This is a genomic window from Halorhodospira abdelmalekii (assembly GCF_016583625.1).
Taxonomy (GTDB): domain Bacteria; phylum Pseudomonadota; class Gammaproteobacteria; order Nitrococcales; family Halorhodospiraceae; genus Halorhodospira; species Halorhodospira abdelmalekii.
This window is the reverse complement of record NZ_NRRN01000048.1, coordinates 1-20,274: the sequence shown is the minus strand read 5'-3', so window position 1 is coordinate 20,274 and position 20,274 is coordinate 1. Positions and strand designations below refer to the sequence as shown.

The window sequence follows — 20,274 nt, the reverse complement described above, 5'->3', positions numbered from 1 at the left end:
GTCGGTCAATCGACCGATCCCGCTCGCCACCGACCCCTCCGGGCACGGCGCGAGCGGCGATCCATTCGCCGGCGGTTGGCGCGATTCCAACCCGCTAATCGTAAGCAGCACTGTTCGGCTTACGTCCATAGGAATACTTTTCTATGGTTTTAGGAACGGCAAAAGAATGGAGCAGACACAACAGCATCCGGAGTTACACCCGGTCAGCCAGCGGCTTGCTGAAGACGAGGATATTCTCGTGGGAATTGCATTCGGGTCCATGGTCAACGGGACCGCCACCCCCGACAGTGACCTCGACGTTGGCGTGCTATGCGCTGGCCCCCTGTCTGCCGACAAGCGTCGCGCATTGATCCACGACCTCGGCCAACGCACTGGGCGCCCCGTAGACTTGATCGACCTCCGCAGCGCCGGCGTTCCTGTGCTCCGGGAAGTGCTGCGTCACGGAGTCACCCTACTCTGTCGAGATCGCCGCGCCCACGACGGCCTTATCACCCGGCTGCTAGTCGATACCGAGGATTTCCTGCCTTACCGTCAACGTATTCTCAAAGAGCGCCGTGACGCATGGATCGGGTGATCCTAGCAGAAAAGCTCGAAGCGCTTCATCGCTGCGTTCGGCGCATAGAAGAGCGCAGGACGGCGTCTGTGAGTGCACTCCGCGAGGATATAGACCGGCAGGACATTCTCAGCGTAAATCTCACCCGGGCCGTGCAGCTGTGCGTTGATATGGCAGCGCATGTTCTGTCCGACACCTGTCAGCCTGCGCCACAGACCATGGGCGAAGCGTTCGACCTGCTGTGTGCCGAGGGCATCATCGACGCCGAGGTGCGGGACCGCATGCGAGCAGCGGTTGGCTTTCGCAACGTCGCCGTGCACAGCTACCAGGCGATCGACTGGGATATTGTCCACCACATCACCCATGAGGGCTTGACGGATTTCCGGGCGTTCGCGCGCAGCATGGCGGCATTGCTGGATCAATCGTGACTGGTTTGCGAACGACGAGGCCAAAGGCTTCTTCGTCGGCTACAGCCCCGAGCGCATCAACCCCGGCGACAAGACCCACCGCGTCACCGACATCGTCAAAGTCACCAGCGGCTCGACCCCGGCCGTCGCCGAGCGCGTCGACGCGCTGTACCGAACCACGAGGATGAAGACATGCCCGTACAGAGTGTCGTAAGCCGCTCAAGGCAGGAGGGTCGACTAGAAGGCGAGGCCAAGATGCTCGCACGAATGCTGGAAAGGCGGTTCGGCCCGCTGAACGATCAGCAACTCGGACGAATCCGCTCTGCCGACGAGCAGACCCTGTGGGCTTGGTCCGACCGTGTCTTCCAGGCCGACAGCGCCGATAAGGTCTTGGACAGCCAGAGCTGAGGCTCGACCCATCGCGCTGAACGCACTCGGTGACCGGCGGTTGCTCCTTCGCCCCGCCTGTGGTTCCATAAAGGCTCACAACTTGAACACTCCTCGCCGGGCGGGCCTTCTTCAGGCGGCACCGTCCCGGCGGTAGCGTGCCCGAACGCCCAGCCCCTCTGCACGAGCCAGCCGAAGCCCATGGAGATCACTGACCTTACGGGGAATCTGATCCCCCGCGGACTCCTGGGCTTCCAACCAGGCCTGCATGTCTGCGGTACACGGCTGCCGGGTCAGCGCCGCGACGCATGGACCCGGTGATCCTGTGATGTATGGCAGAAACACCCGATGAGCCCGCAGACCCCCGACTACGACCAGGACTTCAAGAACCTGATCGTCGACTACCCCCGTGAGGCGATCGCCTTTTTCGCCAGCCAGGAGGCAGCGCGTGTCGATCACTCAGCACGCGTGCTCCCCATCCGTCAGGAACAGCTCAAGGAGCGGCTGCGTCACCACTACCGGGCCCTCGACACCCCACTGCACATCGAATGGTCGAACGGCGAGCGCGAGGTACTAGCCTTCGCCTTCGAGGAGGAGACCCGGGCCGAACGCTTCGACATCCACCGGCTGATCCATTACTGCACCGACCTCTCGCAGATGCTCGGCACAACACGGATCGTGCCGGTGGTCATCTTCCTCTCCGCACGCCCGGTGCCCACACGGCTTGAGCTTGCCGGGGATCAGCACACGTACCTGAGCTTCCAGTACCTGTACTGGCAGGCCGGAGCCGAGTCGTACCGGCAACATGTAGACAGCAGCAACATCGTCGCCCGCCTGTGCCTGCCGCTGATGCACTGGGAAGGCACCGACGAGAAGCTCGAAGCCCGCGCCAGCGCACTCCAGGGGCTCGAGACCCTGGAGCCGGACCCGAACAGACGGCTCAAGTATGCGGATTTCGTCGACAACTACGCGCAGCTCGATGAAAATGAACAGGAACTGTTCAGGCAGCGCTATCCCGTGGAGGAAGCCATCATGACCGGCATCGTAAGCCGCTCAAGGCAGGAGGGTCGGCAAGAGGGTCGATTGGAAGGCGAGGCCAAGATGCTCGCACGAATGCTGGAAAGGCGGTTCGGCCCGCTGAACGATCAGCAACTCGGACGAATCCGCTCCGCCGACGAGCAGACCCTGTGGGCGTGGTCCGACCGTGTCTTCCAGGCCGACAGCGCCGATGAGGTCTTGGACAGCCAGAGCTGAGGCTCGACCCATCGCGCTGAACGCACTCGGTGACCGGCGGTTGCCCCCTCGCCCTACCTGTCGATATGGCCGCATGTCCGACACCGATCAATCCGCGCCGCAGACCATGGGTGAAGCGTTCGACCTTCTGTGTGCCGAAGGCATCATCGATGCCGAGTTGGGGGACCGCATGCGCGCAGCAGGACGGGGAATATTCGCGGAATTTTGCAATATGCCTTCTAAATCAACAACCTAGGAAGATCACGGGTTTGCAGCAATCGCCTCTTCGATTGCAGATTTCGTCTCACCTGCGGAATCCTGCAAGAGTCGATCGGAAGCCGCCCCGGGTTAAAGCGCACATCCCCCGGAGCGGAAGATTGCAAGCTCCGCTTGCAATCTTCCGCACTTCACGATGCCGGGCAACCGGCCAAGCACGCAAGCCCCGCGGCTATGAGCGACTGCCGGGGCGCCCGCCCCAGGCGCGGGCGAGGACATCCGAGTGGATCGGGCCGAGGCTGTGTCCGTAGTAGAGCAGCAGGGTACCCGGGTCGCGGTGGCCAACCAGCTTGGCCAGGGCGAGCCACGCCTCGCCGCCGAGCCCTTCGGTGCTCGCCAGCGCCTCAGGCTGGCGCAACGCCGGCAGCCGCTCCAGGGCGGTATCGGAAAACATCCAGGCATCGCGCTCGAGCAGCTGATCGCGAAAATCCCGGTACTGCGCCGCGTGCCAGCGCAGCAGCAGCCAGGTGACCATGCTGTGGCGAAGCAAATGGAAGTCCACCCCCTCGCCCAGGATCGGGCGCAGGACCTCGAGCAGTGGGGCGATCAGACCATGGTGGCGGTACCCGCGCGCATTGCCCTCCGGCCCAAATAGCGCAACGTCCTGCGCTCGCTCCTGAGGGAACTGCTGACGCCGACGCTGCGCCCAGCCCTTGATCTGCGCCATCGGCCCCGGCGGCGCCAGGGCGTGGAGCGGTATCCGCCGCCGTGCCGCCGGCGTCTTGCCGGATCGAATTTCCACCCAGCACTCGGTGGCGTCGACAAAGAGATCGCCGAGGGTCAGCGCGCAGACCTCCGAGGCACGCACACCGGCGTAGAAGCCGAGCGTCAGCGCGGCGGCCCATTGCGCGTAACGCGCATCGTGCTCGCGGCTTACCAGGACGCCGTGGGCGTACTCGAACTCGGCGGGGGTGACGATCGCCGTCCGCGCCGGGGCGTGCGCCGCACCCTCGCGCGGTGTGCTCAGCGCGAACTCGGCCTCGGCCAGCCACCCGCCGGCCTGCTGGCCGTAGCGCAGCAGCTCGAACCAGGTGGTGCGAAAGTGCTCGGCGCTGCGAGGACTCCAGCGCCGCGCCGCGACCACGCACCCGGTGACCTCCTCGATGGTCTCATCGTCCCAGTCGCGCAGATCCAGCACCTCCTCCATGCCCAGCAACTCCGGCGAGGCGATCCGGCTGTAGTAATCGGCGAGGGTCTGGACCTTGACCCCATCGCGGAGCAGCTTGTCGGCACCCCAGGCGAGCGCCAGCTGCACGATGCTCGCCGGGTAGCCGAGCGCATCGGCGCGTTCGAGCAGCGCCTTGCACGCGGCCAACGCCTCATCCCGTGCGCGGGCGGGCAGGGTCCCGCGCGCCGTCTGCAGCGCGCGCATCCGGGCGATGAAGGCATCTAGGAGATTGCGCGCACGACGCGGCCAATCCTCCGGCCGGGGCATCGGATCGTCGCCGATGGGGCCCGGTTGCGGGCGCTCCACCGCCCCCTCGCCCGGCCCTGGACCGTGGTGTGCTGCCGGGCGCAGGAGCCGATCCCCAGGCCGACGCTGCGCGGTCTGCACGGACCAGTCGAGACGGGCACCGGTACCCGTGCGCGCCGCCGCCGGCAACGGGAACGCCGCGAGCAGCTCCACCCAGGCCGCCGGCACGCCGTAGGCCAGCGGCAACAGCCGCCCGGCGTGCGCGAAGCGCTGCCACCCACGGACGGTGGCGCCGGGGACAAGGCGCTCACGCTCGAAATCCGCGGCAAAGGCGGCGAACGCATCGCGCAGCCACCGCCGAAGCATGCGCTCATAAGCGCGGACCGTTGCAGCGTCGTCAGGCGGCTTTGCGCTCTCGAGCACCGGGGCGGCCACCAGCCGATCGCCCGCCGCCCGCGGACGCGGGGGCAGGTGCTTGCGGCACGCCTTCGGCGGGCGGACAGGGTGCACCGCACCGCTGAAATCCGTCGGCTCGATGGGTAGCGCCAGCGTCCCGTCCTGATCGACATCGGCCCAGCGCAGGCGCGCGAGCGTGCCGACGACCACGCGTTCGCCCATGCCCGCCCGCGTCGCCAAACGCACGGCCAGGGCGAAGAGTCGGTCTGCTGAATCGGCACCGCTGCGCGCGCGCAGCCAGGGATCCAGGTAGGCATCCAGCGCGGCGGCGGTCATCTGACAACGCAGCTGCTCCGGGCTGACCGCCAGCGTCGAGGGCCGGGGCTCGAGGATCGGGGTGACCGGCAGGACCGCCTCGATCCGGCCCGTCTGATTGAGCCGCTGCAAAAGCCGCCGCAACCAGGCCCGATGCCGGCGCCGGGATCGGCGCTGCGGATCGAAGGTCGCCTGCTCCAGCGCCCTGAGCCCCGGCGCATCCAGGCGCCCCTGCTCATCGAGCGCCGCCGCGAGGGCATCGACGACCCGCTCCCAATGCGCCGCATCCTCGAGGCCCAGCGCGCGGCGCTCCGGCTGCAGGGTTTCGATCAACGTCGTCCGATCAAAGGACATCGGCAACCCCTCGGGGCTCATGGACCGTCGCACCCGCGGCATCCAGCAGCTCCGTGAAGGCCCGGTACACCGCCGCGGCGTCGAAACCCTCGGTACTGCCCGGCGCCCAGACCCCCAGACCCGCGCGGGCGTGGCCGAGCACGGCATCGACCTGCCGTTGGGCCAAACGCTCACGCAGCACCGTTGCCACCGTGTGCCGCGGGGCATTGCGCGCCTGCCGATCCGGTTCCAGACCCGCCTCGCGCAGCGCGGCCTCCAGGCGCGGCTGGGTGAAGAGCCGGCACTCAAGCGTATCGCGGCGAAGACGGACCAGTTCCGCGGGCAGCGCCTGCTGCGCCGTGGGGCGTTGATCGGTCACCGTGAAACCGCGGCGCTCAAGGAGCTGTACCACCATCGTGCGTACACGCTCATGGACCTGCAGCTGCTGCTCCAGCGGACGGCAGACCGGGATCACGCGCCGCTCGCGGTACACCCCGCTCGATTTGTCCGCCAGGTACGCGGCCGGGTGCGCTGCGGCGAGCACACCGCGCTCGGCGACGACCCACTCGGTGCGCGGCCCGATCGGGCGAGCCCCGGTGGCCAGCAGCCAGAGCAGGCTCGTGTAGGCCGCGTGCAGACGAACGACCTGCAGCAACTTCTCCGCGCAGCGCGGATCATTCGGGGGGAGCTGGAGCAGGTGCGCCCCGATGCCATCGGCACCCCGGCGCAGACGCCGCAGCCACGGCTCGTAGGCGGCCGGCGGGACCGCCCGCCCCGACCCGGTCGGTACCGGCTCCATCGCCTCGGACGGCTCCGACTCAAAACGAAGCGCCGCCAGCCGTTGCGCAAGATCGGGGTCGTCAGCGGCCCGCTGGTCCACGGCCTGCGCCCATTCGTCGGTCACCGCCTCGAACAACCCCTGCAGCTCGCCGGATACGAACCGGCGGTAGGCGGCGGGGGCGTTTTGCGCCAGCCCGAAGCGCCCCGTCAACGCCCGTGCGGCGACCGCATCACGGGCGTGGGCCTCGATCCGCAGCTCGGCGCTGGCGCGCAGGCGGTCTGCCGTGGGCAGCAGCCCCGGCGTACCGTCGAGGGCACGGCGCAGGCGGCGGTTGATGCGACCCGGTTGGCCCGTAAACGGTGCTTGGTGCGGCGCATCGGCCAAGGCCTGCGCAATGCCCGCTGGCAGGCGCAACGTCACCTGGCAGTTGGCCCCGGTCCCGACCGCCACCGGCCCATCGAGCAGCCGATAGATCAAAAGCCCGGCGCTTTCATGCGGCGTCTGACCCTCCGGGGCGCTGCCCGCCCGCTGCAGTGTGGCTAAGCGCTGCGGCGGCAAAGCGGTGGTCAACAGCAGCCAGGCGTACGCCCAGTCCAGCGGATCCTTGGCCAGAACCAACAGGGCCTGGACCACGCGCCCGGTCGGTAGCCGGTGGAGATCCGTCGGGGTGTTCAACACGGACGTGGCGGCCAGGCGCGGGCCGTGGCGCTGCGCGAAGCGATCGTCGGTCTCGGTCAGGGCGGAGGGCTGCTCGCGCTCCCACGTTTGCGGGTGATCCGGGTCGGCCGGCTCGGCCTGGCGACGGGTGCGGGCATCGCGGCGCGGACGGTAGCGTGCCGACGCCAAGGTGCGCTGCGCCGAATCCCCTTCCCCGGGCGTGTCTTGCCCCGCCGTCCGGCCCCCGGACGGCGGAGCGCCGCGCTGCCGGTCGGCGCGCTCGAGCAACGGCGCACGCAGGAGCTCCGGATCGGGCCCGCGCGGGCGTTTGCCCGTGGGCTGATACACCTGGTTGACCCCGACCTGCCGCTGGGCCTGCAGGAGCTCGAAAAACAGCCGGGCATCGTCCTGCTGCTTCGCATCAAGCGTCATGGCATTCAGCGCCTGCCAACAGACCCGCGCCCCCTCCTTCGGGGCCACGTCGGCGAGCGCCGGCTGACACAACTGCAGGCAGCGGCGCACCGCGAGCAGTTGGCGATAGTAGATCTGAGCGTTGTCGCCGGGGCTGGTGCGGAACCAGTCCACCAGCACCCGCCGCGCTGGCGGCTCACTCGGGAAGACGCGGGTGATGGCCGCGTGTAGCGGATACGGCGTCCGGTAGCGCTGGGGATAGCCCCCCGGCAGGCCGAGGGCCCCCACGTGGCTGCGCAGCTGCTCAAGGGGGAAGCCGGCGGGTGGGCCGTAGTCCCGCGCGAAGAGCGGCAGGCTATCGCGCAGCGCTGCCTGGGAGACCGGCGGCAGGTGCGTCGCCACCACGGCCATGATCGCATCCCGCAGCCGGATATCACCCAGGTCACGCAAGCGCTCCCGCCACTGCGCGCATACGGCATCAGGAAGCAGCGTGCGTTCGCCGTCAACCATGCTCCATCCCCGATGCGTGTTCCGCGAGACGCTGGCGCACCCGCTCGGCAAGCCTCTCCACTTTTTGCCCGTCATCCCAGGGATACTGCGGATCAGCCATAGTGCGCACGATCTTCGGTGCCACGCATTCACCGGCTGCATCCTGGGCAGACGCCAGCGCGTCCACAACTTCTTGAAGGGTCGGCAACCCGTATTGCTCGCACAACGCTAATGCATCCCACCGCGTCAGTGCAGCCTGCCAGGTCGACGCGTCCACCTGGCTGCTGCTGAGCACCTGAGGGACCGTGCTGTCTGCCGACCCTTCATCCATGGTCGGTTCGCTTCGTGCAGGCTCCCGCGCGGCTTGCACGGTGTTGACGCTGCTTCGAGGACTGCGGTACTTCTCCAGCGACGAGCGACTGACTGTGTGCCGGAGAATCAATTGCTCCTGCTTGGCCGTCAGCTGACCATCCCCGGACAGATCGAAGATCTTCCGACGGATCACCGAGCGCAGGTGCGCATCCGAGCGCAGCCAGTCGATCGCCTCCCGCCAGCTGACGCGCGATGTCAGCAGTGCCGGCTGCACAGATCCGCAGAAAAAACGCAGTAGCGCCTCCAGTTCCGGCGCCTCCAGATCGCCCTTGCGGATCGCAAGCGCTCTGAAGCGGGACTTTGGATGCACAACTCCAGCTTCCTGCGCCACGACGAGCGGATTGAGAAGGTCTCGTCGCTCGTCGGTATCGAACAGGATTGGCGGGGTAGCCGGCAAGTGAAGCCCGTCAGCCCGCGGCGCTCCGCGCACCGGGTCGATGCGCTCGGGCGGCAAAACCTTCGGCGCCTCAACCAACACCTCTTGAGCGGGAATCCGCACCGACTCGTAGAGGATGATCTCACCCAGTTGACTCATTGCAGTTACCTCCGAACCAATCACCCGTTTCGGAGGCGGGGCTCGCACCCGCCTCGTCTCCTCGCGCCGAGCGGATCACTGGCGCGAGCCCGCTCTTGCGCTGAGGATCACGGGGATTCTCGAGTTGGTTCGGAGCCGGGTATGTCACCAATCACCCTGAATTGAGGGGCATTGGTGCATGAGCCCTGGGGCGGGCGCGGGCGAGCGCCTTGGGGGTTGCCCCGCCCCACCGCGTGTGGTGGAATTGCCGTTCACAGACTGAACACCCCGGCAAGACGGGCCTGCCCAGGCGTCACCGTCCCGGCGGTAGCGTGCCCAAACGCCCGCCCCTGTTATTCATCATAAAGCCGTTCAGGAGCCCCCTTGCTCAAGAAACTCCTCAGCCTGCTCAGCCGCCAGGAGAAACGCCGCGGCGCCCTGGTGCTCGGGATGGTCGTCGTCATGGCCCTGCTCGAGACCGCCGGCGTCGCCTCGGTGATGCCGTTTTTGAGCGTCCTGGGCAACCCGGAGGTGGTCGAGACCAACCCGGTCCTCAACCAGCTCTACGTCGGCCTCGGCTTCGAGTCGGTGGACACCTTCCTCATGGCCCTCGGCGCCGGCGCCTTCGCGCTGATCCTCTTCTCGGCCGCGTTCCGCGCCGTGACGATCTACGCCATGAACCGCTGGGCCATGATGCGGATGCACAGCCTCAGCGAGCGGCTGCTGGAGACCTACCTGCGCCAGCCCTACGCTTACTTCCTGAATCGCCACAGCGGCGACATGAGCAAGAGCATTCTCACGGAGGCTGGCCAAGTCGTGCAGCAGGCGATCAAGCCTGGCCTGGATGCGATTGCCTACGGGGTCGTGCTCATCGCCATCGTTGTCCTGCTGGTGGTGATCGATCCCGTCCTGGCCGCCGGGGTCGCCGCCGTACTCGGCGGTATGTACGCCCTGATCTACCTCACCATACGCGGCTTTCTGGACCGGATCGGACGTGACCGCGTGCGCGCCAACAAGGAACGCTTCCAGGCTGCCGGCGAGGGACTCGGCGGGATCAAGGACATCAAGCTCCTCGGCCGCGAGCACGCCTACCTCTCGCGCTTTCGCGGGCCGTCGACACGCTTCGCCAAACACCAGGCCACCAGCCAGACGCTCTCCCAGGTCCCGAAGTTCCTCATCGAGGCGGTGGCCTTTGGCGGCATCATCGCCCTGACCCTGGTGCTCATGGCCACCCACGGCGGGGCGACCGGCGGCGGGCTCGGCGAAGTTCTGCCGGTGCTCGGGCTCTACGCCTTCGCCGGCTACCGGATGCTGCCGGCCGCACAGCACGTCTACCAGGGGGTGGCCAAACTGCGCTTCGGCGGCGGCGCAGTAGATAGCATCTACGACGACCTGCACCGCCGCCAGGCGCTGGCCGAGATCCGCAAGCAGCCGCCGGCGCCGCTGGTCCCCCAGCAAGCCGTGGCGCTGGACAACGTCCACTACACCTACCCCAACGCCCCGGCCCCGGCACTGCAGGGGATTGACCTGCAGATCCCGGTGGGCAGCTCGGTGGGGCTGGTGGGCAGCACCGGCGCCGGCAAGACGACGCTGGTGGACGTGATCCTCGGGCTGCTGCGCCCCACCGAAGGGGCCATCACCGTAGACGGCGAGCCGGTGACGGACACCAACCTGCGCGCCTGGCAGCAGGCACTCGGGTACGTGCCGCAGGAGATCTTCCTCACCGACGCCTCGGTGGCCGAGAACATCGCCCTGGGCGTGCCGCCGGAGCGCATCGATCACGAGCAGGTCGAGCGCTGCGCGCGCATGGCCCAGCTCCACGACTTCGTCGTCCACGAGATGCCGCAGCAGTACGAGACCATCGTCGGCGAGCGCGGCGTGCGCCTGTCCGGAGGCCAGCGCCAGCGCATCGGCATCGCCCGCGCCCTCTACCACGACCCCATCGTCCTGGTCTTCGACGAGGCCACCAGCGCCCTGGATAACGTCACCGAAAAGGCTGTTATGGAAGCGATCGACGCCCTCCACCACCAGAAGACGATCATCCTCATCGCCCACCGGCTGAGCACCGTACGCAACTGCGATCAGGTTGTGCTGCTGGAGAAGGGGCAAATTACGGCTGCCGGCGAGTTCGAAGAGCTGCAAGGGCAAAGCGACCGCTTCCGTGCCATGGCCGCCGGGGTGGAGTAATCTCCTTAATCGGAATCAACCAATTCCCCATCATCGACGACTCCCTCTTCCAAAAGCACCCTTCGCTTTGTCAACCCTCGCCTCCAGTGCCAACACTGCGGGAGGAGCACGCACGGCAGGGCGCCCTCAGCTGGCGCGACCGGGCAACGGGTTCTCGCAGTTGTTCGAGGCGATAGCCATCACCCTCTGCTAGCAGGTGCCGGTCTTGATGATTGCGAAAGTGCCACTATCCGACAACGGACCGACGGAGACCGTTACTCAATGAGTGAATCCTGCTTGTTCCTTACCGTCAGCCAGAACGGAAACCAGGTAGAACTTGTATCGAACAAAGACCACAAAATATTTTATGAGGTTGAAGGACTCAAGCTACCACAGTTAAGCGATTTCAGTTTCGCGGTCTGGCACTTCCTTCCTTATGCACTGAAGACTGGCGCGGATATCCATGTTACAGGCCCCGTTGACCCCGCGACCTTACAAAACGCCATGGATGTCTCTGTGATTTGGGAGATGTGGGAGCCGTCGCGTTTCCGCAGTGTAACAGTCACCGCGGATGCGACGGCCGCGCCACCGCCACCCAAAACAAACGAGTCTTTTTCATTTTTTTCCGGCGGTGTCGATTCAACGCATATGCTTTTGGAGGCGGGTGCACAGCCGGTCCCCGGAGCTGTCCTATCCGTACATGGCATGGAGTATAACTTTGACCGAAAAGAAGCCTTCAACGCTCTGGTTGCCCAGACGGCCACCTTGCTGGACAAGCTCAACTACCATCGGATTATTTTACGTACCAATGCAAGAATGATCGCATCTGGGCATCATGCGTACGGCATGGCCTTGGCCGGCCATGCACACCTACTATCGGGCCATTTTCGGAGCGCTTTTTTCGCCGCAGACTTGACGTCAGCTCAAGACTTTTTGGCTTTCCCCTGGGGGCTTAACCATATCACTAATAGGTTTTTTTCCGGAACCACCTTTTCCGTTTCCGACACCCACGGGGACATGAGGCGTGGCGATAAGTTAGCGGCCCTTACGAAAGATGAAACAGCCCTCAATTCAATATCCGTTTGTAAAGACAAAAGTATACGACCCAATAACTGCGGGGTTTGTAAAAAATGCCTACGAACCAAGCTATTACTTTTTGTTACGTCGTGTGAAATTCCAAATATATTCGTGAACCAGAATTTTGGTGGGGAGCAAATTAGACAAATAAACTTGCAAGACCCGGTCGAACGACTTAGCTTTATTGAAGCCTATCAGATAGCTGCACGAACTGGATCACTTGAACGCTGTCCTGATTTAAAGAAACGTTTCGAACGCGAAATCCGCCAAGACAGGGCTAAACTCACTTTCTCCGCGGCTCATGGGCGTGCCCTTGTCCGACGATGGGCTAAGACAGTACTAGGCCAAGGTGGGACACAACTCTCCCGTTCTCTTTTCCTAAGAGGCCCCAAAAAATAACCTCCGCGTCTCGGTTCATTTTGTTTAAACAGACAGGGGAAATTCTGTAGGAAATGCGCTAATTCTTGTAGACAACGCAGCGGCGCACAACGTGTTAGATTGCATTTGTGCAGAGCAGGCAGTAAACCGATGCCGCACTTTTTTTTGCCCCCGACCCCCCGGCCAAACCTGCATATTACCGGAAAATGAATAAAGTAGGGTTGACCAGTTACCCTACTTGACAAATTTTCTTAAAAGACTCTTAACCACTTTACGGTACCAAATGCTAAAGACCCTAAAAAAAATCTGAAAAAAAGGCGTATCTTCAATTCGCTTGACCAAAAAACTACACCCAGGTGGTCAACGCCAGCGCAGGCTCTATTCGAGGATAGCCGCGACGTTCGATTCTTAGCACCAATTGAAGAATGCGTCGGACATTTTTATATTGGATTTGGAAAAAAAGGCTGGAACCCATTCACCGACGCGGTTCTCGAATACTTCAGTGACGGAAAAATAACGACATTAAAAAGATGGTACAAATTCTTTCAACCACACTCCCTTGCCGAGGCTTATTTCTGCCGCAATTCGCCTTCTTACGAAATTCTGACATCAACTTCGCCGTTTGCGCGTTTTAAACCATGGCGCGAGTCCTGTCCTAACATAAGCGGTCATGACGACAACCATGGAAATCAGAGCTTTGGGCCTGTATCAGAACAAAAACAAAACAAAGAAATAAAAAGATTTACAACTGTCGCAGAATCAATAGCTGAGCATGGCTTTAGCCTCAAAAAAGGAAGCCCTATCAAAGGGTACCTTTTGTTAAAAATAAATGGTGACTACGTCTTTCGGGTGACACAAGGTTTACATCGTCTTTCCGTCTGCGATGCGCTGGGAATCACTACGGTGCCAGCCCAGTTTGACAACACGATGCCACATGTGCACGAGTGCACGCTTCAGCTTTGGCCTAAGGTGCGTACGGGCATCATCTCAGAGCGTCTGGCACGCTACATGTTCCGGCGACACTTCTGGGATCGAGGCACAATCAAGAAAAAACTTTTTGACAAATACGGTGCGGAAAGGTATCGCTAGATATTCAGGAAACTCTCCCTTTTCAAATGGGCGACGTATTCGCGCTCACCTCAAACAACCTGTTATGCCTTGGGCATACGCTGTGCAATGAATGATAGCTCAATCAAAAACACACTGCAGCGTTTAGCGCTTTTGTCTGATGGCGCCCTATTTGCCATATGTGGGCCGTGCGCCATCGAGTCGCGCGAATTCGCGCTGGAGACGGCGGCACAGCTGAAGGCGATCTTCGCCGAGGCGGGGCTGCCGTTCATCTACAAGTCCTCATTCGACAAGGCCAACCGCAGCTCCGGCGACAGCTTCCGGGGCGTGGGACTGGACGAAGGGCTGGCCATCCTCGGCGAGATCCGGGAGACCCTGGACATCCCGGTGCTGACCGACGTCCACGAGGCGTGTCAGGTGGAGCCGGTGGCCGCCGTGGTGGACGTGCTGCAGACACCCGCCTTCCTCTGCCGCCAGACCGACTTCATTGCCGCCGTGGCGCGTGCCGGCAAACCCGTAAACATCAAGAAGGGACAGTTTCTTGCGCCGTCGGAGATGGCCAACGTCATCGACAAGGCTCGCCAGGCCGCGCGCAATGCAGAGATGCCAAACGACCACTTCCTAGCGTGTGAACGCGGCACGTCCTTCGGCTACGGCAATCTGGTGGTGGACATGCGTGGCCTGCAGATCATGGCTGAGACCACCGGCGCACCAGTCATCTTCGACGCGACCCATTCGGTCCAGCTTCCCGGGGCCCAGGGCACCAGCAGCGACGGCCAGCGCGAGTTTGTACCGCACTTGGCGCGGGCTGCGGTGGCCACGGGCGCCGTCTCGGGGCTCTTCATTGAGGCCCATCCGTGCCCCGAGGAAGCCCCGTGTGATGGGCCGAATATGGTGCCGTTCGCTGATCTGCCGAAGCTCCTGTGCCAGCTCAAGGCGATCCACGCCACGGTGCGCGAGGGCTGACCCCGGCCATGCGCACCGCCATCGTCATCCCGGCCCGCTACGCCTCCAGTCGGCTGCCCGGCAAGCCGCTCGCCGATCTCCACGGTCGACCCATCATACAACACGTTGTCGAGCGCGCCCGTCAGGTCCCGGAAGCAGAGCGGGTCATAGTGGCCACCGACGACGATCGCGTTTACGCGGTGGCGGCTGACTTCGGCGCCGAGGTGGTGATGACCGACCCCGAGCACACCTCCGGCACCGATCGGCTAGTTGAGGTCACGGCCGATATTGAGGCCGATCTGTACGTCAACCTGCAGGGCGACGAGCCGCTAATTCGTCCTGCAGACATTAGCCAGCTCATACAAGGTATGCATGACGATCCGACGGCCCAGGTCGGCACGCTCTGCCATCCCATAGATGCCCGCGAGGCGACCAACCCCAACTGCGTAAAGGTAGTGCGCGGCGCCAACCACGAGGCGCTCTACTTCAGCCGCTCGCCGATCCCCTATCCGCGCAATCCGAACGCGGCGCACTATCTCAAACATGTGGGAATCTATGCTTTCCGTCAGGGGGTACTGGCCGAATACAGCCGTCTGCCGCACGCGGCCATCGAACAGGCCGAGGGGCTGGAGCAGCTGCGCCTGATGCACGCCGGGTTCCGGCTACACGCCTTCGAGGTGGCACCCACAGCCCCCGGTGTGGACACGCCGCGCTGCCTAGAACGTGTGAGGGCTATTATTGCCGCCGGCCTGCCGGACCCGGCCGAGGAAAACACGCTGGCCACGGTGCAGCTAGTGATCACCGACGTCGATGGTGTGCTCACCGATGGTGGCCTCTACTACGACGCCCACGGCGAGTGCCTGAAGCGCTTCCACGCCCGAGACGGCCTCGGTATGCGCATGCTCCAGGATGCCGGGGTCCAGGTGGCGCTGCTCTCCGGGCGCGACTCACCGCCCCTGCGCCGTCGTGCCGCCGATCTCCGCATCCACCTCCAGCACTTTGGCGTGAGCGACAAGGCGGCGGCCTGCCGCGCGATCATGGCCGACGCCGGGGTCGACGCCGAACGGACCGTCTACGTCGGCGACGACTCCATCGACCTGCCGGCCTTCGCCGTCTGCGGCATGGCTTTCGCCGTTGCCGACGCGCCCGAGTACCTCCGTCGCCGAGCAACCGATGTCCTAAATAATAGTGGTGGTAACGGCGCTTTCCGCGAACTTGTGGACGCGATACTCATTGCTCGTGGCCACCGAGAAGTCGCTGAAACCGCCGAGGGTTTTCAACGAGCGGTGACTCGCCCAAACCAATAATAGGCACGTTCCCTCTTCTCAAAAACACGCTTCCCCCTCGGTATTTCAAACTTTCGGCTGTAAAAACGGCATTCTCCAACTAATGACTCCTTCACTAAGGGACGACAACCTAGCTTTTTGCGAAACTGGACGATTTGTTTTACAGCTGGAGGCAGATGCGATCGCTGCTCTCCGCGAGCGCATTGGTCAGCCTTTCAGCGAAGCGTGCCGGCACATGCTCGCCTGCCGTGGACGGGTGATCGTCACCGGGATGGGCAAGTCCGGGCACATCGGCTCGAAGATGGCCGCCACCCTGGCAAGCACCGGCACGCCGGCGTTCTTCGTCCATCCCGGCGAGGCCAGCCACGGCGACCTGGGCATGGTCACCGCCGATGACGTGGTCATCGCGCTGTCCAATTCCGGCGAGACCGATGAGCTGACCGCCATCCTGCCGCTGATCAAACGCCTCGGGGTGCCGCTGATCGCCCTCACCGGGCGTGCCGACTCGACCCTGGCCCGGGCCGCCTCGGTGCACCTGGATGTCGGCGTCGAGCAGGAGGCCTGCCCCCTGGGACTCGCGCCGACCGCCAGCACAACGGCCACCCTGGCCATGGGCGACGCCCTGGCGGTGGCCCTGCTCGACGCGCGCGGCTTCACCGCCGAGGACTTCGCCCGCTCCCACCCCGGCGGCAAGCTCGGACGCCGGCTGCTGCTGCACATCGACGACATCATGCAGACCGGCGAGCGCATCCCCCGTGTCACCCCCGGGACCCCCCTGCGCGACGCCCTGCTGGAGATCAGCCGCAAAGGGCTGGGCATGACCGCCATCGTCGATGATCAGCAGCGCGTGCTCGGCATCTTCACCGACGGCGACCTGCGCCGGACCCTGGATCGCGGCGCCGACATCCACCACACCCCCATCGAGACGGTGATGACCCCCGGCCCGCAGACCGCTTCGCCGGGCCTGCTGGCCGCCGAGGCCGCCGAACGCATGGAGCGCCACCGCATCAACGCCCTGCTGGTCACCGACGACAAGGACCGCCTGGTGGGCGCCTTCAACATGCACATTCTAATGACAAATGGCATCATTTAAATACGCACACCTCGTCACCATCTCACACCAACTCCAAGGCCTGCCTCTTGCCATTATCTACGGCTCCCAAGTCCGACGTTGATTCTATGCAAGTCGCGATATTTAATGATACGACCACCACAAGGCATTATGGCTGCTACCGCGTAATGCAGAACCTTCTCACCCTCTTGACCGAGCTGGATGCAGAAGTCATTTTGCGGTGGCCTGTCGCCAAAGATTGGCGTAACAACACACGCAGCCTGCCAACGAACCTTGACCTACTGATTATAAACGGGGAAGGGACCTTACATCATAGTAATAATCGCCCCCGCGTACAGCAACTTACTTCTTTGCCAACGCTTGCTACAACACGCTGGGGATGCCCGACAGCGCTAATCAACTCTACGATTCACGATAACGATCCTGCTTTCTATCACGATCTGCTTAATTTTGATTATATCTCGTGCCGCGACGCTGCAAGCAAATCCCTCATTGAATCATACGGCCTCGAGGCCACCCATTACCCCGATCTAAGCTTCCTCGGCCCACGCGACATAGGGCCGCACACCGCTCAGTACGAAACGCTAGTAACCGATAGTGTTTTACCAACGGTCACCAGAACTTTGAAGCGCTTCGCGCAGACGCGCCCCCAAACTATTTACATGCCCATGCAGCCCGGAAAGTTGCCGTGGACCAAGAAACTACCGGTAGCTGTGCGCGCCCCCCTCAAACTAGCGACTCACCTATACGCAACGCAGTTGCTCAACAGCGATGCTTTCATGCGTACCTTGCATAATTCTGAGGGCCTCATAACGGGCCGATTCCACGCCGCGGCATACGCAATAATGACCCGAACGCCGTTCATAGCAATCGAATCGAACACCCCGAAAATTAGCCATCTGGTAAACGACGTCGGGCTTAATATCTCGCGAGTTCTGCGCCCCGAACATGTCGCCGACATCCAGACACCACCGCCGTTTACAGAAGAAGAAGAAAAACAAATAGATAATTATTTGGGTTTTGCCGACGCAGCCCGCAAGCATTTAAAAAATGATATCTCAGCGTTGCTTAGAGCCTCCGCCTCTTAGTTACTTTTGTTTGCGACTCCATATTGCCCCGAACCCCCAACCTAAGCCAATGCGCCAGCACAGAACCTGATTTGCCCACGATGAACCATTTCTCTGTCTTCGACCTTACACCACGTTTATCCGACAAGCGCAGAAGCGTTCTCAGAACCACGCACCCCAAAAACGCGCTCATTCGAGGGCCGTTTTACGGTATCGCAGCGTTAATTTACAGAGCCGCAAAAGAGATCGGCTCCAAAGAGAACAGATCCCGCACGGCTGCAAATCAAAGTCACTCCGTGCTTTTATATGCTAGCACTAAAAACCAGCTGCGAGCGCTCCTACCAGTTCACGAGCACCTTCGGAACGAATCCGTTATCGTATCGGATTACCGAATGACGCATACGGAGAAAGAGCTGGAAGCAAAAAAGCTTGGGACAAAACGAAACTTATCTGGAATCATACGATCGCCCTCCCTGGTTAAAGACTTTATCTTCGCACCAGACTCCTTTAGCCGCTGGAGCTTGATTCGGTGCTTCGATCAATATGCTCATGCTTTGGGTTCCTATTACTCTTACCTCACCGTACTCAAAAAGTTACAACCGACTGCCATCGTTATATCAAACGACTATTCTGCCGCGCCACGATCATTCGCTGCAGCCGCCCGTTCGCTTGGTATTCTAACCATCTACATACCCCATGCTTTAATTGGAACCAAACATTATTCGCCGCCACCTCCTATTACCGACATTGTTTTATACGGAAACAACACTGAGAAGGAGCGAATCCTCAAGCGGTGTCGCCAAGCCTCTTTGACCCCTCCAGATTTTTTACCTTTTCCGCGATACCACTTAGATTCGCCGACCAAACCGCCCCCACGTACCGTGCAGTCAATTGGGCTATCGATTAATCAACTTGACACTCGGGACGAGATACAAGACGCGGTCGATCAGTGCATCTTGCGCTTCCCCAACCTCAAAAAGATAAGAATCCGTCCGCATCCGTCTCTACGACCCAACGATTACTCATACGCATCCAGCCACATCTCGCTGACTGTCAACCGCGGCCCGCTAGAACGGTTTTTTGAAGGAATTGACCTACATATCGCTGGCAGCAGCATGATGCACCTAGATGCGCTTCAAAACGGTGTTCCGACAGCGATCACTGAAGACGGCATTCAAAAGGATCATTACGGCTTTTTTGACCTTGGTATGGCAAAACGACTCCGAGACGCCTCCGAACTAGAACCGAAAAACCTGCTTGCGGACGAAATAGACTCTGCGCTGCAGTCAGTGGCGTCGCCCAGCCACCGGGCAAAACAAGAACAAGCCAGAACAATTAGCGAGTTAAAACAACGAATACCTCTTCGCCAGCCGCCACGTCGAAACTAATGCCAAAACGAGTCGAATTCATCGCCCCAATGGGGGCAGGCAAAACATCAATTTTTACAAAACTCTTACACGACGAAAAAAAACGCCTAGAAAACGCTCAAGATGCAAAAAAAGAAATATTGCTAAAAGAGGCATGGCAAACATCGCCTCTCCACTATGCGATACTTGCGTCGCTCTCGTTCAATACCCGCCTAGCGCATGCACTTCTCTACGATAAGATTACGGCCTCAGCGTGGACAGCTACCGAGAAGCGGCGTCTTGAGTTGCAGCATTTTGTCGACAGCGCGCTCTCTCAGCAAAGGTACAGCGAAATACCGTGCTCGGATCGCTTGATAAGAACGAAGTGGTTCATAAGAGACCTCACGGACGTAGCGCTTCTTTTGGAGCAAGCGCCTCCTGAGGCAGTCCTGGTCCACGACGAGTCCCTTTTGCAGCGAGGCGTAGGCTTTGGCATCGGCCAAGACGACCCTGAACAGTACAGTACTACTTACTTCAACACCGTCCCCCTCCCCGACTTGGTCGTCCATGTCGATCTACCGGATGCGGAGTTGCTTAGAAAACGGATCAATCAACGCCCAGGGGACGGCAGGCGCTTTGTCGACCATTTGGAGACGGCAATCGAGATAAGCAGGCTTGGGGCGACAATTATGGGGGACCGAGGCGTTAACGTGGTCGAATGCGACGGCAGAGCTGACATAAAGCAGAACGCCTCCAAGGTCGCAGAAGCGGCAGCTGACCTTAGCCACTAACGCCAGTAGCCGTCCTCTACAACCGGATCCGACGCTCGGGCGGGTAATCAGAGAATCTCCAGTCGCAGGTATCACGCATCATTGGAGGCGCCCAGCCTGATCTCATGGTGACTGCAGTAGGACAGCTGACGACAAGCCATTTGCGGGAGGCGGCTTACGCGAATATCTCGACCTATTCGTTGCCCACGGCAACCACGGCCCAAATGCGCAGATCTGGGGCCTCAATGCCTGCGTTTTGTGTCTCCGTGCAGGATACAACTTCCAACCGGTCCCAAGGTACCACTACTCGGGACGATCATATATGACCCCTTTTGACATTAGTCGCTCTAATCTTTCGACTCCTGCTCAGACTTCAATCGCGTTACCCCCCGCGGGAATGCCATAGGCGCCAAAATAAGCCGGCGGGCACTCATACGTTACTGATTCCACGATCCCGACAATAGCTGATCAGCTCGTTCAATCGTGGCGGTAACTGCTGCAGTTGTCGCCGCCGGGGACGCTCAGACATGACCGCCAAGGCCTCATCCCAGCGTTCCAAGC

The 20,274-nt window shown here is 62.0% G+C and carries 16 protein-coding genes and 1 pseudogene; 14 read left to right on the top strand and 3 right to left on the bottom strand.

Annotated features, from left to right (window positions below):
• The 6 genes and pseudogenes from mntA to CKO15_RS11060 all read left to right on the top strand — a co-directional run.
• The coding region (mntA, locus tag CKO15_RS11080) for a type VII toxin-antitoxin system MntA family adenylyltransferase antitoxin (RefSeq protein ID WP_242464740.1) at positions 1-574 on the top strand (574 nt) is incomplete at its 5' end.
• Positions 562-981 (top strand): type VII toxin-antitoxin system HepT family RNase toxin, encoded by a 420-nt coding sequence (gene hepT / locus CKO15_RS11075; RefSeq protein WP_200196164.1) that lies wholly within the window; start codon positions 562-564, stop codon positions 979-981. The genes mntA and hepT, both read left to right, overlap by 13 nt.
• Before the next feature lie 25 nt (positions 982-1,006).
• Positions 1,007-1,135, top strand: a pseudogene (locus tag CKO15_RS14180) (Vi polysaccharide biosynthesis UDP-N-acetylglucosamine C-6 dehydrogenase TviB); the annotation flags it as partial.
• Between the two features lie 17 nt (positions 1,136-1,152).
• A complete protein-coding gene (locus CKO15_RS11070) occupies positions 1,153-1,368 on the top strand; it encodes a DUF4351 domain-containing protein (protein ID WP_200196162.1) in 216 nt (71 codons plus the stop codon).
• A 327-nt stretch (positions 1,369-1,695) separates the two neighbouring features.
• The gene (locus tag CKO15_RS11065; RefSeq protein ID WP_200196160.1) at positions 1,696-2,601 is read left to right on the top strand and encodes a DUF4351 domain-containing protein; all 906 of its coding nucleotides are present in this window, start codon (positions 1,696-1,698) and stop codon (positions 2,599-2,601) included.
• A gap of 73 nt (positions 2,602-2,674) precedes the next feature.
• A complete protein-coding gene (locus tag CKO15_RS11060; RefSeq protein WP_200196158.1) occupies positions 2,675-2,836 on the top strand; it encodes a hypothetical protein in 162 nt (53 codons plus the stop codon).
• A 192-nt stretch (positions 2,837-3,028) separates the two neighbouring features.
• Here the strand turns inward: CKO15_RS11060 and CKO15_RS11055 are convergent, their stop codons facing one another.
• From CKO15_RS11055 to CKO15_RS11045, 3 genes are read right to left on the bottom strand one after another with little or no spacing between them, the layout of a single operon-like run.
• Positions 3,029-5,335, bottom strand: coding sequence for a site-specific integrase (locus CKO15_RS11055; RefSeq protein WP_200196156.1), 2,307 nt, complete (start codon positions 5,333-5,335; stop codon positions 3,029-3,031).
• Positions 5,325-7,673 carry a hypothetical protein gene (locus CKO15_RS11050; protein ID WP_200196154.1) on the bottom strand — a complete coding sequence of 783 codons (2,349 nt, stop codon included), beginning with the start codon at positions 7,671-7,673 and terminating at the stop codon, positions 5,325-5,327. Before CKO15_RS11050 ends, CKO15_RS11055 begins: the two co-directional genes overlap by 11 nt.
• Complete coding sequence (locus CKO15_RS11045) at positions 7,666-8,559, bottom strand: hypothetical protein (protein WP_200196152.1); 894 nt, start codon at positions 8,557-8,559, stop codon at positions 7,666-7,668. Before CKO15_RS11045 ends, CKO15_RS11050 begins: the two co-directional genes overlap by 8 nt.
• A gap of 429 nt (positions 8,560-8,988) precedes the next feature.
• On the opposite strand from CKO15_RS11045, the gene CKO15_RS11040 reads away from it, so the two are divergent.
• The 8 genes from CKO15_RS11040 to CKO15_RS11005 all read left to right on the top strand — a co-directional run bounded on the left by CKO15_RS11040 (position 8,989) and on the right by CKO15_RS11005 (position 19,734).
• Positions 8,989-10,725: an ABC transporter ATP-binding protein gene (locus CKO15_RS11040; protein WP_200196168.1), complete on the top strand. Its 1,737-nt coding sequence runs from the start codon at positions 8,989-8,991 to the stop codon at positions 10,723-10,725.
• 261 nt (positions 10,726-10,986) lie between these two features.
• On the top strand, positions 10,987-12,180 hold the full coding sequence (locus CKO15_RS11035; RefSeq protein ID WP_200196150.1) for a hypothetical protein: 1,194 nt from the start codon (positions 10,987-10,989) through the stop codon (positions 12,178-12,180).
• A 1,155-nt stretch (positions 12,181-13,335) separates the two neighbouring features.
• The gene (gene kdsA / locus CKO15_RS11030; protein ID WP_200196148.1) at positions 13,336-14,193 is read left to right on the top strand and encodes a 3-deoxy-8-phosphooctulonate synthase; all 858 of its coding nucleotides are present in this window, start codon (positions 13,336-13,338) and stop codon (positions 14,191-14,193) included.
• Between the two features lie 8 nt (positions 14,194-14,201).
• Complete coding sequence (kdsB, locus tag CKO15_RS14175) at positions 14,202-15,479, top strand: 3-deoxy-manno-octulosonate cytidylyltransferase (protein ID WP_242464739.1); 1,278 nt, start codon at positions 14,202-14,204, stop codon at positions 15,477-15,479.
• 82 nt (positions 15,480-15,561) lie between these two features.
• Complete coding sequence (locus CKO15_RS11020) at positions 15,562-16,551, top strand: KpsF/GutQ family sugar-phosphate isomerase (RefSeq protein WP_200196146.1); 990 nt, start codon at positions 15,562-15,564, stop codon at positions 16,549-16,551.
• Between the two features lie 86 nt (positions 16,552-16,637).
• The gene (locus CKO15_RS11015) at positions 16,638-17,618 is read left to right on the top strand and encodes a polysaccharide pyruvyl transferase family protein (RefSeq protein ID WP_200196144.1); all 981 of its coding nucleotides are present in this window, start codon (positions 16,638-16,640) and stop codon (positions 17,616-17,618) included.
• Between the two features lie 371 nt (positions 17,619-17,989).
• The gene (locus CKO15_RS11010; RefSeq protein WP_200196142.1) at positions 17,990-18,985 is read left to right on the top strand and encodes a hypothetical protein; all 996 of its coding nucleotides are present in this window, start codon (positions 17,990-17,992) and stop codon (positions 18,983-18,985) included.
• Positions 18,985-19,734: a hypothetical protein gene (locus CKO15_RS11005; RefSeq protein ID WP_200196140.1), complete on the top strand. Its 750-nt coding sequence runs from the start codon at positions 18,985-18,987 to the stop codon at positions 19,732-19,734. The genes CKO15_RS11010 and CKO15_RS11005 overlap by 1 nt, the downstream gene beginning before the upstream one ends.
• The last annotated feature ends 540 nt before the right edge of the window (positions 19,735-20,274 follow it).

What these genes read in the sequence shown, in the direction of transcription:
- hepT (WP_200196164.1), top strand. Translation starts at nt 562, where the DNA reads ATGGATCGGGTGATCCTAGCAGAAAAGCTCGAAGCGCTTCATCGCTGC.
- CKO15_RS11070 (WP_200196162.1), top strand. Translation starts at nt 1,153, where the DNA reads ATGCCCGTACAGAGTGTCGTAAGCCGCTCAAGGCAGGAGGGTCGACTA.
- CKO15_RS11065 (WP_200196160.1), top strand. Translation starts at nt 1,696, where the DNA reads ATGAGCCCGCAGACCCCCGACTACGACCAGGACTTCAAGAACCTGATC.
- CKO15_RS11060 (WP_200196158.1), top strand. Translation starts at nt 2,675, where the DNA reads ATGTCCGACACCGATCAATCCGCGCCGCAGACCATGGGTGAAGCGTTC.
- CKO15_RS11055 (WP_200196156.1), bottom strand. Translation starts at nt 5,335, where the DNA reads ATGTCCTTTGATCGGACGACGTTGATCGAAACCCTGCAGCCGGAGCGC.
- CKO15_RS11050 (WP_200196154.1), bottom strand. Translation starts at nt 7,673, where the DNA reads ATGGTTGACGGCGAACGCACGCTGCTTCCTGATGCCGTATGCGCGCAG.
- CKO15_RS11045 (WP_200196152.1), bottom strand. Translation starts at nt 8,559, where the DNA reads ATGAGTCAACTGGGTGAGATCATCCTCTACGAGTCGGTGCGGATTCCC.
- CKO15_RS11040 (WP_200196168.1), top strand. Translation starts at nt 8,989, where the DNA reads ATGGTCGTCGTCATGGCCCTGCTCGAGACCGCCGGCGTCGCCTCGGTG.
- CKO15_RS11035 (WP_200196150.1), top strand. Translation starts at nt 10,987, where the DNA reads ATGAGTGAATCCTGCTTGTTCCTTACCGTCAGCCAGAACGGAAACCAG.
- kdsA (WP_200196148.1), top strand. Translation starts at nt 13,336, where the DNA reads ATGAATGATAGCTCAATCAAAAACACACTGCAGCGTTTAGCGCTTTTG.
- kdsB (WP_242464739.1), top strand. Translation starts at nt 14,202, where the DNA reads ATGCGCACCGCCATCGTCATCCCGGCCCGCTACGCCTCCAGTCGGCTG.
- CKO15_RS11020 (WP_200196146.1), top strand. Translation starts at nt 15,562, where the DNA reads ATGACTCCTTCACTAAGGGACGACAACCTAGCTTTTTGCGAAACTGGA.
- CKO15_RS11015 (WP_200196144.1), top strand. Translation starts at nt 16,638, where the DNA reads ATGCAAGTCGCGATATTTAATGATACGACCACCACAAGGCATTATGGC.
- CKO15_RS11010 (WP_200196142.1), top strand. Translation starts at nt 17,990, where the DNA reads ATGACGCATACGGAGAAAGAGCTGGAAGCAAAAAAGCTTGGGACAAAA.
- CKO15_RS11005 (WP_200196140.1), top strand. Translation starts at nt 18,985, where the DNA reads ATGCCAAAACGAGTCGAATTCATCGCCCCAATGGGGGCAGGCAAAACA.